Origin of the sequence: Streptosporangium sp. NPDC002524, from assembly GCF_040295985.1 — a bacterium.
GTDB lineage: Bacteria > Actinomycetota > Actinomycetes > Streptosporangiales > Streptosporangiaceae > Streptosporangium.
Genome location: NZ_JBEOWK010000007.1, coordinates 212,202 through 228,413 on the forward strand (window position 1 = coordinate 212,202; position 16,212 = coordinate 228,413).

Below are 16,212 nucleotides of genomic sequence, written 5' to 3' on the forward strand. Positions count from 1 at the left end.
GGCGGTTCACCGACCTCCGGCGGCCCACCGGTCTCCGGCGACGAAGGGCTCTCCGGCAGCGAGTGGGTCTCCGGCGGCGAGTGGATCGCCCGCGGCCGGCGGATCTCCGGTGGCCGCGGGCGGATTCCCGGCGGGCGGAGGGGGTCGCGTGAGCGCCCTCCTCGCCGCGTTGCGGATCTCCCGCAGGGACGCCCGGCGCGCCAGGGGCCGCACTGCCCTGATCATGCTGATGATCGGCCTGCCCGTACTCGTCATCACCGGTTTCCTGACCCTCTACGAGACCGCGGACATCAACCCTCGCGAGGGTCTCACGGCGGACATCGGCGCGGCCGACGCGCGGATCAGGCTGAGCCCGATCCGGGGAAAGGTGAATCAGGACATACGTGGCGGGATGTGGGCAAGTTTTGGCGAACCCTCCACCGGCCTGACGCCGCCCTGGACGGAAGCCGAGGTGAAGAAGCTCCTGGAGCCCGGAACCCGGCTCCTGCCGGTGTACGAGGGCAGCGTCGACTACGTGGCCCGGGACGGCCGTGATCATGTCTCCGTACGGGAAGTGGACCTGCGGGACCCCCTGACGGCGGGCATGTACCGCCTGGCCGGGGGCCGCGTCCCGGTCTCCGCCCAGGAGATCGCGGTGACCCCGGAGATCCTGGCGCGAGGGGCTCGCCTCGGCGCCCTGCTGGAGGTCACGCGGGACAGGAGACCGATCAGGGTCGTCGGCGTGGTCGAACCCCCGCACAGGATCCGCGAGGCGGAGATCGTCAGCCTTCCCGGCACGCTCCTCTTCGACAAGCCGGGTACCACCCAGGGCACCGGCTGGCTGGCCGACACCCCCGGACCGGTCACGTTCGCCACCGTCCAGAGGCTGAACGCGGCCGGTCTGCTGGTCGCGTCCCGTGCCGTCGTCGAGAATCCGCCCGACGACGCCGGCTTCCTCTTCTCCTCGTACGACGAGGACCAGCTCGTCGGGATCGGGCTCGTCGGAGTCATGATCGTGCTGGAGGTGGTGCTGCTCGCAGGTCCCGCCTTCGCGGTCGGTCTCAGGCGGCGGCGCCGGGAACTCGCGCTGGTCGCCGCGCAGGGCGGCTCCCCGGCGCACCTGCGCCTGATCGTCCTGGCCGACGGCGTCGTCCTCGGCTGCGGAGCGGCGGTGGCCGGCTTGGTCCTCGGGGTGTGCCTGGCGTGGGCCTCCGTCCCCCTGTTGCTGGGCAAGGTGGTCGGCGTGGCCGGTCCCCTGGAGATCCCCTGGGTTTCCGTGACGGCGGTCGCCCTGCTCGGAGCGGGCAGCGGGCTCGTCGCCGCGCTGGTCCCCGCGGTGCAGGCGGCCCGCCAGGACCCGGCGGCGGTGCTCGCCGGCCGCAGGAGCGAGGTGCGTGACCGGGTGGGCCGCCCGGTCCTGGGGCTGCTCCTGCTCGCCGCGGGAGCCGCGGCGACCGTGTTCGCCATCAGGTACAACGTGGTCTGGGTCTACTCCGCCGCCGTCCTCTCGCAGCTGGGGCTGGTCGCGCTGGCACCGAGGCTGGTGAAGGGGGCGGCGGGCCTGGCGGCCCGGCTGCCGCTTCCCTTCCGCCTGGCCGCTCGCGACGCCTCCCGCCACCGGGGCCGCACCGCGTCCGCCGTCGCGGCGGTCATGACCGCCACGGCCGCGGTCGTCGCGTTCGCCATCGCGAGCAACAGCAACTTCGCCCAGCACCGGGACAACTTCCAGGCGGCCGTCCCGGCCGGGACCATGACCATCCAGGCCGGGAGGCTCGACGACGACCGCTGGGGCACGCTGAGAGCCGCCGTCCGGCGCGAGCTGCCGGGGGTGCCACTGATCGAGGGGGCCGAGGCGACGGACGCCGAGGGAGTGACGGTCGGCATGAGAGTCCGGTTCACCGGTGAGAACGCGGCGGAACGCTCCCACTGGTACCTCCCGATCGGGGACGAGCGGCTGCTCACGCTCGTCCAGGGCCGGCGGGACCCGGTGGCGTCGGCCGCGCTCGCCTCGGGAAAGGCGGTGGTGTTCGACCCCCGGATAATCCGGGAAGGAAGGCTCTCCCTGATCCTGGAGGCGACCAGGGGCGAGGAACCGACACCCGGCGAGATCACGGTTCCGGCGGTTCTGGCCACGGTCGCCGACCCCCAGTACGCCATCGCGGTGCTGCCGCCCGCCGCCCTGCGGAACGCCGGCCTGGAGACCAGGCCTCGCTTCCTGTACGCCGCCCCGGCCTCGCACGAACTCACTCCCCGGCAGGAGCTGGACCTGGAGTGGGAGCTCACGGGAGTGGTCCCCCGGGCCGACGTCCGGGTCACGGTCGAGCGCGGGTTCCAGAACGACGTCGCCCCGACACTGTGGCTGCTCATGGGAGCGGCACTCGTTCTGGTGCTCGGCGGCACGTTCGTCGCCACCGGGCTCGCCGCCGCCGACATGCGCTCCGATCTCGCGACGATGGCCGCCGTCGGGGCGCCGCCGGGCACGCGCAGGCTGGTCGTCGCCGGACAGGCCGGATTCATCGCGGGGCTCGGTGTCCTGATCGGCACGATCGCCGGTTCCGTGACCGGAGTCGCCGCGACCTGGCCCATGACGTCCAGGATGTACAGCTTCCTGCTCACGCCGGCCGAGGCGCTTCGCGCTATTCCGCCGACACCGAAGATCGAGATCCCCTGGCTCTTGCTCGCGGCCGTGGTGATCGGCCTGCCGGTGCTGGCCGCCCTGGTGGCGGGGGCGTTCACCCGGACGAAGACGACCCTGACCCGCAGGACCGGCTAGCGACCGGCTAGCGCCCGCGACGTCTCGTGGCGTCTCGTGGTGTCTCGTGGCGTGTCTCGTGGCGCGGGAGGCCCGAGGACGGACGCGCCGGTTCCCCGGACGGTGACACGAGAACACCGCCGTCCGGGGAGCCGCCTTTCCGGCGTCGCCGTCCGGGAGCCGCCTTCCCGCGTCACCCCGCCGGAGGCGATCCCCGGATCCCCGGAAACCGCCCCCGGAACCGCTTCCGGGGGCGTCGTACGGCGGAGAGGCGTCGCTCAGTCGGTGACGTCGGCGCAGACCACGTGGGCGCCCAGCTCGACCATCCGCTGCTCGCTGCGCGCGTCGGCGACCCTCGCCATCAGGATCGGCGCCTCGCTCGCGGCGAGCTGCGGCAGCCGGGCGCGCACCCCGCGATGGATGTCCCTGACCACGTCCTCGGCCGCCGACATGTGCACCTTCACGTGCAGCATGATCCCCGGCGCGCCCGAGGAGGTGCCGGCCTCGGAGATCCACACGTGGTGGACGAGCGGGTAGTCCATGAGCAGCTGCGAGATCGCGGCGCGCAGCGCGGGCAGGATCGGGTGGTCGCACCGGCGGTATCCCGGGTCCACCAGCTGCATCGGGCCCGACAGATGTGGCCGGGGCGCCGGGATCCACGGCTGGGAGGGCGCGGCGGGCACCGGCGCTCTCGGCGGGCGCGCGGGCGCGGGACGCGAGACCGTGGCCATCGCCCCGGTCGCGTACGCCGTCGGCGCCGCGCTCGACAGCGCGGGCGTGGGGCCGCTGCGCGTCGAGAGCAGGTAGCGCTGGAGATCCTCGATCGGCACGGCCGCGGCCGCCGGGCCCGCCGCGTCGATCACGATCTCCCGCACGCCGGTGACGCGCTGGATGTCGAGGATGGTGTCGGCGTCGCACGCCGACAGCGAGTGGCTGCCACGGTGCCGCGCGTAGGTGTCCGCCGAGGTGTATCCGAGCAGGACACGATCACCGGCCTGGGTCGTGCCCAGCACGACGGAGCGGTCGGGTCGCACGGCAACCAGGAGTCCCCATTCGGCCAGCGCCGCAAGCAGCCGGTGCGGATCGCCGTGCTGCGCGAGCACGTTGCCGAGAGCGGGGTTCCCGATGCTCATATGAGGAACGATAGGTAGTGGACCACGGCTTATCAGGGTAATCGCGAAGTTTTCCTGGGATCAATACCAACTTGAATTTTGAGCGCATGAGATCTGTCAAGACGGGTAACCGTCTCCTGTGTCGCTGGGTCCCCTCGCGTCCCGCGAGCCTCCGGGAGCGTCCCGCCGGGCATCGAGGCGTCTCGGATCGCGGGACACTCGTGAACGCGTTCACAAGCGCCGATAGACTACGTGAGGTCCGTGCACCCCTCACCGTCTAGTAAGGATCCAGCCTGTGAACAAGCCCGTCGTACTGGTCGCTGAGGAACTTTCCGAGGCCGGTCTCGCGGTTCTGGGCGCGGACTTCGAAGTCCGCCACACCGACGGCGCCGACCGTGCCCAGTTCCTGCCCGCCCTCGCCGACGTGGACGCGCTCATCGTGCGCAGCGCCACGCAGGTCGACGCCGAGGCGATCGCCAACGCTCCCCGGCTCCGCGTTGTCGCCCGCGCGGGCGTCGGCCTGGACAACGTCGACGTGGAGGCCGCCACCAAGGCCGGTGTCATGGTCGTCAACGCGCCGACCTCCAACATCACCAGCGCCGCCGAGCACACCGTCGCCCTCATCCTCGCCTCCGCCCGCAACGTCGCCCAGGCGCACTCCGCGCTCAAGGGCGGCGAGTGGAAGCGCTCGAAGTACACCGGTGTGGAGCTCGACGAGAAGGTCGTCGCGATCCTCGGCCTCGGCAAGATCGGCCAGCTGGTCGCGCAACGCCTCCAGCCGTTCGGCGTCGAGCTGATCGCCTACGACCCCTACCTGCAGCCGGCCCGCGCCGCGCAGATGGGCGTCCGGCTGGTCTCGCTGGAGGAGGCCCTGGCCGAGGCCGACTTCATCACCGTGCACCTGCCCAAGTCCAAGGAGACCATCGGTCTCATCGGCGACAGGGAGCTCCACGCGGTCAAGCCGAACGTCCGCCTCATCAACGTCGCCCGCGGCGGCATCATCGACGAGAACGCCCTCTACTCCGCGATCAAGGAGGGCCGCGTCGCCGGCGCCGGCATCGACGTGTTCCCGAAGGAGCCGGTCACCGACAGCCCGCTCTTCGAGCTCGACCAGGTCGTCGTCACCCCGCACCTGGGCGCCTCCACCCACGAGGCCCAGGAGAAGGCCGGCACCCAGGTCGCGCGCAGCGTGAAGCTCGCGCTCGCCGGGGAGTTCGTGCCGGACGCGGTCAACGTCCAGGGCGGTGCCGTCGCCGAGGACGTCAAGCCGGGCCTGCCGCTGGCCGAGAAGCTCGGCCGGGTGTTCACCGCCCTCGCGGGCGAGGTCGCCACCAAGCTCGACGTCGAGGTGCGCGGCGAGATCGCCTCCCACGACGTCCGCGTGCTGGAGCTGGCCGCCCTCAAGGGCGTCTTCACCGACGTGGTCGAGGACTCGGTCACCTACGTCAACGCCCCGCTGCTCGCCAAGGACCGCGGCGTGACGGTCGAGCTGATCACCAGCTCCGAGAGCCCCGACTGGCGCAACGTCGTGACGGTCCGCGGCGTCCTCGCCGACGGCCGCGCGATCTCGGTCTCCGGCACCCTGGCGGGGCCGAGGCAGATCACGAAGATCGTCGAGGTCAACGGCTACCAGATGGAGATCGAGCCGACCGACCACCTGTCGTTCTTCACCTACACCGACCGGCCCGGCATCGTCGGCGTGGTCGGCCGCATCCTCGGCGACCACTCGATCAACATCGCCTCGATGCAGGTGGCCCGTGACGTCAAGGGCGGCAAGGCGCTCATCGCGCTCACCGTCGACACCGCCATCCCGGCCGAGGTGATCGACCAGATCGGCTCGGAGATCGGCGCCGACAGCGGCCGCTCGGTCGACCTGGCCGACTAGCCGGAAAAGCCCAGGTGGCCGCCGTCCCGGAGACCGGGACGGCGGCCACCTCTCGTCTCAGCATGTGAGAAGTGTGTACGCCGGACGAGACGGTGTTTCCGCCGCCGGGTAACCTGGAGTGATATGCGCCAGGTTCTCGTAATTCCTACCTGCCGCGGCGAGGCCTGACAGGGGCAGGCCGGCGACTCGCCGCGGTGTCGTGGCGCGTGCCGGCTCCAAGCCCCCGTCGTCGGCGGTCCGTGATCCGGACCCGCGACATCAGGCCTGGTCGGAGTCCCGACCGGAGTCTCGACCACCTTCCTTGCTGGCATGCGACCGAGACGAGATTCGCCATGTACGACATGTATCCCTGGAACCGTCCCGACGAGACCGAGGACGAGGCCACCGACGCGCTCCAGACCGCTCTGGACCGCAGGGACAACGGTGGTGTCCCCACCCGCTGAGCCCGTTCTCGCCGCCGGGATCTTCGGAGCCTCCCGGCGGTGATCCGCCGGCGTGTCTCATCCGCCGGCCACGGTTTCCGTCGCGAGCTTGACCCGCTTGGCCAGCTGAACGCCCTGCGGGTCGGGACGCACCGCGCCCGCGAAGGAGTCGCGGCGCCAGGAGTCGAGCTTCTCCTCCTTGACCACGTCGCCGGTCTGCGGGGCGTGAACCATGTAGCCGGGCTTCGTGATCATGCCGACGTGGCCGAGGCCGCTGAAGAAGACCAGGTCGCCGGGCTTGAGATCCTTCCAGGCGATCTTCTTGGAGAAGGCGGCGTACTGGTCGTTGGTGACGCGGGGGAGCTTGATCCCGGCGGCGCCGTAGGCGCGGAGCACCAGGCCGGAGCAGTCGAAGCCGCCGTGGCCGGTGCCGCCCCAGACGTAGGGCGTTCCCTGCTTGGACAGGGCCCACTTCACGGCTTTCTGCCAAGCGGGCTTGACGGCCACCGCCTTGAGGGCCTCTTTCAGCGCGGGGGTGTTGAGCGCGGCGGGCCCGGGGGCGGGGGGCGGGGAGGCGGCCAGGGCGGCGGGTGAGGCCGCGCACACCGCGGCGCCCGCGACGATCAGGGAGGCGGAGATGGACAGGACGCGGGGGAGAACTGTGCCGGACAGCATGAATTCCTTCCATAAGGCCGGCCGGGTGAGCTGTCGGGCTCGGGCGTGGAGGCCGCCCTACGGCGCGAGAACGCGCTGATTCGCCCCAAGGAATCCACCTGACGACGGCCGGGAACGGCGCTCCGGGGGAGGAGCGGGGTTCCCGAGGCCAGGTAGATCCCGTAAAGAGTGGTTCCCCGGCTCCGTGCGGGCCCGGTAAGGGGATGGCCCGTACGGATTAGGCATTGATGTGAATGGGAGGACCATAGCCAAACCTCCCGAAACGGTCAATAGGAAGCAAAAATGGACAAAACGATCAGGGGGTCTGAAGGTGCATGTGTCCGGAGGGTGAGACCGCTGTTCGATCACCGAGACGGACCGGTAAGGTGCCTGCATGGATTCGCGTAACATTCGCCTGGCGGTCATCCCCGGGGACGGAATCGGAGTCGAGGTCGTCACCGAGGGGCTGAAGGTCCTCGAAGCGGTCGGCACGAAGGTGGAGACCACCACCTACGACCTCGGCGCCAAGCGCTACCACGAGACCGGCGAGACCCTGCCCGACACGGTCCTCGAAGAGCTGCGCGGATACGACGCGATCCTGCTCGGCGCGGTCGGCGACCCCAGCGTGCCCCCGGGCATCCTGGAGCGCGACCTGCTGCTCAAGCTCCGCTTCCGGCTCGACCACTACGTGAACCTCCGCCCGGTCAAGCTCTTCCCCGGCGTCGAGACGCCGCTGGGCAAGGCCCGCCCCGAGGACATCGACATGATCGTCGTCCGCGAGGGCACCGAGGGCCCGTACGCCGGGGCGGGCGGCGTGATGCGCCGGGACACGCCGCACGAGATCGCCACCCAGGAGTCGCTGAACACCGCCTACGGCGTCGAGCGCGTCGTGCGCTACGCCTTCGCCAAGGCGCAGGGCCGCCCGCGCAGGAAGCTGACGCTGGTCCACAAGACCAACGTGCTCACCTACGCCGGTGACCTCTGGGCCCGCACCTTCGACCGGGTCGGCCTGGAGTTTCCCGATGTCCAGACCGACTACTGCCACGTCGACGCGGCCTCGATGTTCTTCGTCAGCCAGCCCGAGCGCTTCGACGTGATCGTCACCGACAACCTCTTCGGCGACATCCTCACCGACATCGGCGCGGCGATCGCCGGCGGCATCGGCCTCGCGGCCAGTGGCAACGTCAACCCCGACCGCACCGCGCCGAGCATGTTCGAGCCGGTCCACGGCAGCGCCCCCGACATCGCGGGCCAGGGCAAGGCCGACCCGACCGCCACGATCCTGTCGGTCGCCATGCTCCTCGACCACCTGGGCCTGGCCGACGAGGCCGCCAGGGTCGAGCGGGCCGTCGCCGACGACCTGGTCGAGCGGCTGTCCGGCCGGGCCGGCCGGACCACCCAGGAGATCGGCGACGACATCACCGCCCGAGTAGCCGGCTGAGGAAGCCGCCCTCCTCGACCCCGACGCGCCTGGCGGCTCATCCGAGCCGCCAGGTGCGTTTTTGTTTCTCCAGCACTGCCGGTTTTCGGCATGGATGGAGTAGTTTCCCGTTACCCGGTCCGACGCAGAATGGACCCAAGGGTAAGCCAGACACCAAGAGAAGGATCCGTGCGATGACCACCGCTCAGAAGCTCAGCTTCGACGTGCAGCTCTCCGACCACGCTCGCACCGCGGCAGAGCGCGAGCAGGTACTGGCGAGCCCCGGGTTCGGGCAGGTCTTCACCGACCACATGATCTCGATCGACTACACCGAGGGGCAGGGCTGGCACGACGCCAAGCTCGTGCCGTACGGCCCGCTCAGCCTCGACCCCGCGACGTCGGTCTTCCACTACGCGCAGGAGCTCTTCGAGGGGCTCAAGGCCTACCGGCAGGAGAACGGCACGATCGTGACCTTCCGGCCGGAGGCCAACGCCGCGCGCTTCAACACCTCGGCGGCGCGGATGGCGATGCCCGAGCTGCCCGAGGAGACGTTCGTCGAGTCGCTGGAGCTGCTCGTCCAGACCGACCGCGAGTGGGTCCCGACCACGCCGGGACACAGCCTCTACCTGCGCCCCTTCATGATCGCGACGCAGCCGGCGCTCGGCGTCAACTACCCGTCCAGGACCTACAAGTACATGGTCATCGCCTCTCCGGCGGCGGCCTACTTCGGCGGGGGCAAGGCCGTCACGGTCTGGCTCTCCACCGAGTACACCCGCGCGGCCCCCGGCGGCACCGGCTTCGCCAAGTGCGGCGGCAACTACGCGGCGGCCTTCGTGGCCCAGCGCCAGGCCGTCGAGCAGGGCTGTGACCAGGTGGTCTGGCTCGACGCGAGCGAGCACCGCTACGTCGAGGAGATGGGCGGGATGAACCTGTTCTTCGTCTACGGCGACCGCCTGCTCACCCCGGCGCTCACCGGAACGCTCCTGCCCGGCATCACCCGCGACTCGATCCTCTCCTTCGCCGCCGACCTCGGCCTGCGCGCCGAGGAGGGGCGCCTGTCGGTCGAGGAGTGGCAGCGGGGCTGCGAGACGGGCGAGCTCAGCGAGGTCTTCGCCTGCGGCACCGCCGCGGTGGTCACCCCGGTCGGCTCGGTCAAGGGCGCCGACCGCGCCTGGACGATCGGCGACGGCACCCAGGGCCCCGTCACCTCGAAGATCCGCGAGGAACTCGTGGGCATCCAGTACGGATCCCGTCCCGACCCGCACAGCTGGGTTCACAAGATCTGCTAGTCCCCGTACGAAGAAGTCCGTGGAGAGCCACGGAGAGGTCAGCGCGGGGCCGGTCGGCCGACGTGTCCACCGGTTCCGCACGGAGACGTGTCCGCAGGCCCAGTACGGAGGGGGGCGTGAGAGCCGGTCGGCCGAGATGCCCGTCGGTCCCGTACGGAGGAGCTCACGGAGAGGTCCGCAGGGGCCGGTCGGCCGGAGGGCCGCCGGTCCCATCGGTCCCGCCGGTCCCGCCGGTCCCATCGGTCTCGCGTGGAGGAGACCTGGCCGCCCACCCGGCCGGGCCTCTCCCGCCGGGCGGGCCTATTCCTCGATCAGCTTGCCGGTGTCGATCGTGAGGTCCCAGGGCGCGGGGAGCTCCAGTGACTCCCCGAGGATCACCTGGTGTTGCTGCTGGTATCCCCGCTCTCCGGGGTGGCTGAGCAGCCGGGCGAGATTCTGGGTGGCGTCGATCACCAGATAGAGCGGGACACCGGCGATCGCGCAGTTTTCCGGCTTGGTGACATGGTCGTCGTCACGGCTGCTGGGGGAGACCACCTCCACGACGAGCAGCGTTTCCTCGGCGTAGACGTTCTCGTCGTCCCACATGCGGGGAAATTTCGGCACGACGAGGAGGTCGGGCCGATAGCGATCTTTCTGGACCCCGAGGAAGAGCTTGACGTCGTATACGGGGTGCCAGCCCTGCGCCGTGGCGAACGGGATGAGCTGGACCAGCAACTGCAGGATGATCTTGGCGTGGTTGAGCGTGGGCAACTCCCTCACCACGATCCGGCCGTTGATGAGCTCGACCTTGCGGTCGGGCCACTGATCGCAGGTCTTCTGGTAGTGCCGTTCGAGCTCCTGGTGGTTGGTGGACATGGGCTTCGCCTCGCGACGGTCCAGGGTCTTGGCCATGAGGTCATCCTTCCCCCCGCACGGGTGGGCGCAACGTGTTGGTCACGTCACTCAAAGTAATCGAAAAGATTTCTCCGCGCCCGCGATTCGGGAAAGTTCTCGTCAGTGCTTTCGAATCATGGTGAGGCCGTCGGCGATGGGGAGCATGATCGAGGTGACCCGCTCGTCGGCGCTGACCATGTCGTTGAACTCGCGGATGTGCCTGACGGTCTCGTCGTCCCTGCTGGGGTCGGCGACGTGGCCGCTCCACAGGGTGTTGTCGACGAGGATCACCCCGCCGGGGGCCAGGCGGGACATGAGGATCTCGTAGTAGACGGGATAGTTGACCTTGTCGGCGTCGATGAACGCCAGATCGATGGCCGGGTGCTCGGGAAGCTCGCGCAGCCGCTCGGCCGCGGGGCCGATCCTCAGCTCGATGAGGTCGGCGACCCGTGCCTTGTCCCAGTAGGTCCGGGCGATCGCCGTCCACTCCTCGCTCACGTCGAAGCAGGTGAGCCCGCCGCCGGGGGCGAGCCCGCGGGCGAGGCAGATGGAGGAGTATCCGGTGAAGGTGCCCACCTCCACGGCGTTCCTGGCGCCGCCGAGCTGGGCGATCATGGTAAGGAAACGCCCCTGGTCGGGGGAGATCTGCATCGACGAGTTGTTGCCGGTCAGCTCACGGGTCTCGAGGGCGAGCGCGTCGAGGACGTCGTCGGGCTGGGTGGTGTGCGCGAGCAGATACTGCCCCACGGTGGGGTCGAGATAAGTCGCCTTCATGGGGCCCATTCTCGCCCGTGCCGGACGGCGGCGGGGGCGATTCCGGGTCGTGTCCGGGTCGTGTCCGGGGACTGAGCGGGCCCTGTTGGGGTCCTGTTCAGGCCCTGTTCAGGCTCCGTGCTGCTCGTGCGCGGTTCGCCCCGATCCGTGGCCGAAGGCCCGTCCGGGGCCCTGTTCCGGGTTCCGTCCGGGCTGTTCTCCAGGCCTGTGGCCGGGGCGGGCCGGCACGCCGTAAGTCTCGGATCCTGAGATCGATGTGTCAGATGGTGTCGGCGTATGGCAGACTCCGAAGCATCATGTTCTACGGTCTGCTCATTATCGGCAGGCGCGCTGGCTGAAAAGGGACACCGCCAGCGCGCAGACCTCTCACGTCCGTGAGGGGTCATTTTTGTTTCCAGAAGCCGGATGAGCGCGCGGCGAATCATCGAACCCGCGAAGGAGAACGACATGGCCGACGATCGCTTCCACGTGTACGACACGACTCTGCGTGACGGTGCCCAGCAGGAGGGGCTCAACCTCACGGTTGCCGACAAGCTGACCATCGCGCGTCACCTGGACGGTCTGGGCGTCGGCTTCATCGAGGGCGGCTGGCCCGGTGCCAACCCCAAGGACACGGAATTCTTCCGGCGAGCCCAAACAGAGCTCGACCTGAAGCACGCGCAGCTCGCCGCGTTCGGCGCGACCCGCCGGGCAGGTGTGAAGGCAGCCGACGACCCGTTGGTGGCCGCGCTGCGCGAATCCGGCGCGCCGGTCGTGACCCTTGTCGCCAAGAGTCACGACCGGCACGTGGAGCTGGCCCTGCGTACGACCCTCCAGGAGAACCTCGCGATGATCCGCGACACGGTCTCCCACCTTCGTACGGAGGGGCAGAGGGTCTTCCTCGACGCCGAGCACTTCTTCGACGGCTACAGGTCCAACCCCGACTACGCGCTGGAGGTCCTCAGGACCGCGGCCGAGGCCGGGGCCGACGTGATCGCGCTGTGCGACACCAACGGCGGCATGCTCCCCGACGAGCTGGCCGAGGTCGTGAACGCGGCCGTCGGGACGTCGGCCAGGATCGGCATCCACTGCCACGACGACACCGGCTGCGCGGTCGCCAACTCCCTGGCCGCGGTGCGGGCCGGAGCCACCCACGTGCAGGGCTGCGCCAACGGCTACGGCGAGCGCTCTGGCAACGCCAACCTGTTCACCGTGGTGGCCAACCTGCAGCTCAAGCGGGGGTTCGACCTCGTGCCGACGGAGGCGCTGGCCGACATGACCAGGATCGCCCACGCGATCACCGAGGTCACCAACGTCACCCCCAACTCCCACGCCCCCTACGTGGGCGTCTCCGCCTTCGCGCACAAGGCCGGGCTGCACGCCAGCGCGATCAAGGTCGATCCCAACCTCTACCAGCACATCGACCCGGCCGAGGTCGGCAACGACATGCGCATGCTCGTCTCCGACATGGCCGGACGCGCCTCGGTGGAGCTCAAGGGCCGCGAGCTGGGCTACGAGCTGGCCTCCGACACCTCGCGGGAGCTGGTGAACCGGGTCAAGGAGCTGGAGTCGAAGGGCTACACCTTCGAGGCCGCCGACGCCTCCTTCGAGCTGCTGCTGCGCGACACCGTCGCGGGCGAGCGCAGGCGTCACTTCCAGGTCGAGTCCTGGAGGGTGATCGTCGAGCGGGCCCGGGGCGGCGAGGTCGTCAGCGAGGCCACCGTGAAGCTGTACGCCAAGGGGGAGCGGATCGTCGCCACCGGCGAGGGCAACGGCCCGGTCAACGCCCTCGACCGGGCCGTACGGCTGGCGCTGGAGCGGCTCTACCCCGAGCTGGCGGGGGTCGAGCTGATCGACTTCAAGGTGCGCATCCTGGAGGGTACGCACGGCACCGACGCCGTCACGCGCGTGCTGATCACCTCCAGCGACGCGGCCGGGGAGTGGTCCACGGTCGGAGTCGACGAGAACATCATCGAGGCCTCCTGGCAGGCGTTGGAGCAGGCCGTCACCTACGGCCTCCTGCGCGCGGGCCACACCGCCTGACACGGTCACCGGGCCACCGGCCGTTCCCCCGCCGGAAAGCACCGGAAAACACCGGAAGGCACCGGGAAACGGCCGGGGAGACCCGTGGGACAGGTCGGCGCCGCTGACGCGCCGACCTGGTCACCAAGCCGCTAAAGCCGGCCCTGTCACCAAGCCGCCGAGAGCCGACCTGGTGACCAGGTTGCCGTAAGACCGGTCAGGAGAGGTCGGCGCCGCTGACGCGGAAGCTCACCTGGCCCTCGGAGGTCTCCAGGCTGACCTTGCCGCCGGAGCAGGAGAGCGACGGCTTCGCGCTGCCGGGCACCACCACGGTCAGCACGGGGTCGCCCGAGGCGGGGGAGACGACCGCGGGGGCAGGGTGTCTCTGCAGGTAGGCGGAGGAGACCCAGCCCTGGTACGGGCTCTTCTGGCCGCGGACCACCTTCAGCCCGGAGACAGGACGGCAGGACGGCATCGAGACCTGGACGAGCGTCGCCCTCCAGCCCGCCTTGTCCTTCACCACGACCTGGCCGCCCCCGCTGGAGACGGTGGACAGGTCACGGGAGAAGTGCCAGACGTTGCGGACCTTCGAGCCCTTGGGGACCGTGTCCAGCACGGCCATCGCGTCCTGACGGTGGTTGACGAGCACCGAGCGGGTCCTGGGCACGCCGTAGGCCTTGTCGGTCAGCCGGTAGCTCTGCCGGTCCTGCCCGATCGAGGACCTGCTCAGCGTCGTGGCGGTCTTGCCGCGGAACCTCTCCCCGGCGACCATCGACGTGTTGTGCGCCTCGGGGGAGATCGTCCAGTTGCGGTAGCCGCTGTTCTCGTACGAGTCGAAACCGGCGTCGACCAGGACGTCACGGCCCTGGGCGTAGTAGGTCACGCCCAGGTGGTCCTCGTGGCCGTGGTACTTCATGCCGGGCCCGAAGCGGATGGAGTAGAACGCCGACTCGGGCTTGTCCCAGGCGGTGCGCCCGTAGACGTAGCCGCCGCCGAACACCCGTACGGTCTGCTTCGGGTGGCTGTAGCCGACCGGCCGCACGTCCGCGCCGCCGTCGCCGATCGGGACCATGAACCCGTCGGGCTGGGTGGAGTGGGAGATGAAGTCCTCCAGCGACTCCCAGCGCCGGGAGATGTCGCCGGGCACCGCGCGCTTGCACGCCTTGATGTTCTCCATCGCGACCTTCAGGCGGTCGTGGACGTAGAGCGCGTAGCGCGGGGCCTGCTCGCGCAGCACCCCCTGGGAGTCGACGTCGAGCTTCACGGTCTCGGTGAGCCGCCTGATCGCGAGGCTGGACCACTGGTCGCGGCCGTAGCGGCAGCCGATGCCGAGCAGCGCGATGTCCTGGTCGATGCCGTGGTTGTGGCCCTTCTCGTACAGCCTCGGGTCGGAGAGCATCTTCGCGTGCTCGGCCAGGCTGCCGGTGAGCCACGAGCCGCCGACGTGCTTGCTGAGGCAGACCAGCGCGGGGGCGCGCAGCGCGATCGGGTGCTCCTGCCAGGCGTACGGGCTGGTCTTCGCGCCGCCGCGGGGGTTGTCGGCCACCCAGTCCTTGGCGATCTCGACGGCCCGCGTCAGGTACGCCTCGTTGCCGTTCGTCTCGTAGTCGGCGACGAGACGGCCCATCCAGCGCAGCGAGTGGAAGACCATGCTCCACGAGCGGTTCCGGTAGGGGTCGGTGCGCCAGTCGACGTCCTTGCCGACCTTCACCGGGTCGAGGTCGAGGAAGTCGACCTCGCCGTTCATGATGTCCGTCGACGTCGGCGTGGCGGGCAGCCAGTCGCCCTGGCACTCGGCTGTGCGTTTCGCCTCCCTCGCCTCCGCGGTCCCGACCGTGACGCCGCAGGTCATCAGGAGGCTGATGCAGAGGGCTAATGCTTTTGTGCGGCGGCGCACGCCAGTTCCTTCCGGGCCGAACGAGGGGGGCGGATCATGCTGTCCGAATCCCACCAAACCGGTCAAGCTGGGATGGTCCCTTCTGAAACATCGTTAGCAACTAGATGCGGGTCTCCCAGTTTCCTCACAGCGTTCACAGCTTTCACGGGGGTCACGGCTTTCGCGGGGACGCACAGCGTTCCCGCTGCTCTCACCGTCCTCGCCGTTCCCGTCGCTCCTGCCGTCCCGTGTCACTCCCGCCCGGTCCGTTCACCGTCCGCTCGCCCGTGGCGGGATTTCGTCGGTCGATGTCTCTCCTGCCACTCGCGGACGCCGCCGCGTTTCGGCAGGCTGGGCGACATGAGATTCGCCGACATCGTCATCCCCGACACACCGGCCGCCCGAGGCGCGCTGGAGGTGGCGACCGCCTACTGCTCGCCCGCCCTGCTCAACCACTCCGTCCGCGCCTACCTGTTCGCGGCGGCCTACGGTGCGATGAACGGTGTCGCCTTCGACGACGAGCTGCTGTACGTCGCGTCGATGATGCACGACCTCGGCCTGGTCAAGGAGTTCGACAGCCACACCGTGCCGTTCGAGGAGGCGGGCGGCCATGTCGCGTGGGTCTTCGCCGCCGGGGCCGGGTGGCCCGTCGAGCGCCGCGTGCGCGCGTCGGAGATCGTCGTACGCCACATGTGGGACAAGGTCGACCCCGAGGAGGACCCCGAGGGATACCTGCTCGAACTGTCCACCGCGCTCGACATCTCCGGGCGGCGGCCGGAGGACTTCCCGGCGGAGCTCCGCGCCGAGGTGCTGCGGCACTACCCCCGGCTGGGGATCGGCCCGGAGTTCACCGCGTGCTTCGTCGACCAGGGCACCCGCAAGCCGGACAGCCTGGCCGGACGGTTCGTCCGCGCGGGGGCCGCCGAGCGCATCGCCGCCAACCCCCTGGACCGCTGACGACTCCCCGCCCGGAGCCGAGCCCCTGGATCGCTGAGGATTCCTTGCCCGGAGCCGAGCTCCTGGACCGCTGAAAGCCCCTTGGACCGTCGAGGACTCTTCACCGGGAACCCGTCCCCTCGGACCGTTGAAGGCTTCCCGCCGGGAACCTGGTCTCCTGGAGCGCTGAAAGCTCACCGCCGGGAGCCAGGCCCCCGGACCGCTGAAAGCTCCCCGCC

Annotated in this window: 11 protein-coding genes and 1 riboswitch; of the genes, 6 read left to right on the top strand and 5 right to left on the bottom strand. The window is 70.0% G+C overall.

Translation table 11 applies throughout. The annotated features are described in order from the left end of the window. Positions 1-148: 148 nt before the first annotated feature. Positions 149-2,752, top strand: coding sequence for an ABC transporter permease (locus ABT053_RS14435; RefSeq protein WP_350969462.1), 2,604 nt, complete (start codon positions 149-151; stop codon positions 2,750-2,752). Positions 2,753-3,009: 257 nt separating this feature from the next. Here ABT053_RS14435 and ABT053_RS14440 read toward each other — a convergent pair whose 3' ends face one another. After that, complete coding sequence (locus ABT053_RS14440; RefSeq protein WP_350969463.1) at positions 3,010-3,864, bottom strand: hypothetical protein; 855 nt, start codon at positions 3,862-3,864, stop codon at positions 3,010-3,012. A 274-nt stretch (positions 3,865-4,138) separates the two neighbouring features. On the opposite strand from ABT053_RS14440, the gene serA reads away from it, so the two are divergent. Beyond that, positions 4,139-5,728 (top strand): phosphoglycerate dehydrogenase, encoded by a 1,590-nt coding sequence (gene serA, locus ABT053_RS14445; RefSeq protein WP_350969464.1) that lies wholly within the window; start codon positions 4,139-4,141, stop codon positions 5,726-5,728. 500 nt (positions 5,729-6,228) lie between these two features. Here serA and ABT053_RS14450 read toward each other — a convergent pair whose 3' ends face one another. After that, a complete protein-coding gene (locus ABT053_RS14450) occupies positions 6,229-6,825 on the bottom strand; it encodes a C40 family peptidase (RefSeq protein ID WP_350969465.1) in 597 nt (198 codons plus the stop codon). Next, positions 6,826-7,059, bottom strand: a riboswitch (cyclic di-AMP (ydaO/yuaA leader). A 139-nt stretch (positions 7,060-7,198) separates the two neighbouring features. Between ABT053_RS14450 and ABT053_RS14455 the strand changes: the two genes are divergently transcribed. Further along, positions 7,199-8,245 (top strand): 3-isopropylmalate dehydrogenase, encoded by a 1,047-nt coding sequence (locus ABT053_RS14455; RefSeq protein WP_350969467.1) that lies wholly within the window; start codon positions 7,199-7,201, stop codon positions 8,243-8,245. Positions 8,246-8,418: 173 nt separating this feature from the next. Further along, positions 8,419-9,513, top strand: coding sequence for a branched-chain amino acid aminotransferase (locus ABT053_RS14460; protein WP_350969468.1), 1,095 nt, complete (start codon positions 8,419-8,421; stop codon positions 9,511-9,513). A 300-nt stretch (positions 9,514-9,813) separates the two neighbouring features. On the opposite strand, the gene ABT053_RS14465 is transcribed toward ABT053_RS14460, so the two are convergent. Next, complete coding sequence (locus ABT053_RS14465; RefSeq protein WP_350969469.1) at positions 9,814-10,404, bottom strand: Uma2 family endonuclease; 591 nt, start codon at positions 10,402-10,404, stop codon at positions 9,814-9,816. A gap of 102 nt (positions 10,405-10,506) precedes the next feature. Then, a complete protein-coding gene (locus ABT053_RS14470; RefSeq protein ID WP_350969471.1) occupies positions 10,507-11,160 on the bottom strand; it encodes an O-methyltransferase in 654 nt (217 codons plus the stop codon). Positions 11,161-11,607: 447 nt separating this feature from the next. On the opposite strand from ABT053_RS14470, the gene cimA reads away from it, so the two are divergent. Beyond that, a complete protein-coding gene (gene cimA, locus ABT053_RS14475) occupies positions 11,608-13,182 on the top strand; it encodes a citramalate synthase (RefSeq protein ID WP_350969472.1) in 1,575 nt (524 codons plus the stop codon). Positions 13,183-13,378: 196 nt separating this feature from the next. On the opposite strand, the gene ABT053_RS14480 is transcribed toward cimA, so the two are convergent. Further along, positions 13,379-15,058: a heparinase II/III domain-containing protein gene (locus ABT053_RS14480; protein WP_350969473.1), complete on the bottom strand. Its 1,680-nt coding sequence runs from the start codon at positions 15,056-15,058 to the stop codon at positions 13,379-13,381. 339 nt (positions 15,059-15,397) lie between these two features. Here ABT053_RS14480 and ABT053_RS14485 point away from each other — a divergent pair, with 339 nt between their 5' ends. Continuing rightward, complete coding sequence (locus tag ABT053_RS14485) at positions 15,398-15,994, top strand: HD domain-containing protein (protein WP_350969474.1); 597 nt, start codon at positions 15,398-15,400, stop codon at positions 15,992-15,994. Positions 15,995-16,212: the final 218 nt, after the last annotated feature.

Coding starts and splice junctions, on each gene's coding strand:
- ABT053_RS14485 (WP_350969474.1), top strand. CDS start 15,398: ATGAGATTCGCCGACATCGTCATCCCCGACACACCGGCCGCCCGAGGC.
- ABT053_RS14455 (WP_350969467.1), top strand. CDS start 7,199: ATGGATTCGCGTAACATTCGCCTGGCGGTCATCCCCGGGGACGGAATC.
- ABT053_RS14470 (WP_350969471.1), bottom strand. CDS start 11,160: ATGAAGGCGACTTATCTCGACCCCACCGTGGGGCAGTATCTGCTCGCG.
- ABT053_RS14440 (WP_350969463.1), bottom strand. CDS start 3,864: ATGAGCATCGGGAACCCCGCTCTCGGCAACGTGCTCGCGCAGCACGGC.
- ABT053_RS14465 (WP_350969469.1), bottom strand. CDS start 10,404: ATGGCCAAGACCCTGGACCGTCGCGAGGCGAAGCCCATGTCCACCAAC.
- cimA (WP_350969472.1), top strand. CDS start 11,608: ATGGCCGACGATCGCTTCCACGTGTACGACACGACTCTGCGTGACGGT.
- ABT053_RS14460 (WP_350969468.1), top strand. CDS start 8,419: ATGACCACCGCTCAGAAGCTCAGCTTCGACGTGCAGCTCTCCGACCAC.
- ABT053_RS14450 (WP_350969465.1), bottom strand. CDS start 6,825: ATGCTGTCCGGCACAGTTCTCCCCCGCGTCCTGTCCATCTCCGCCTCC.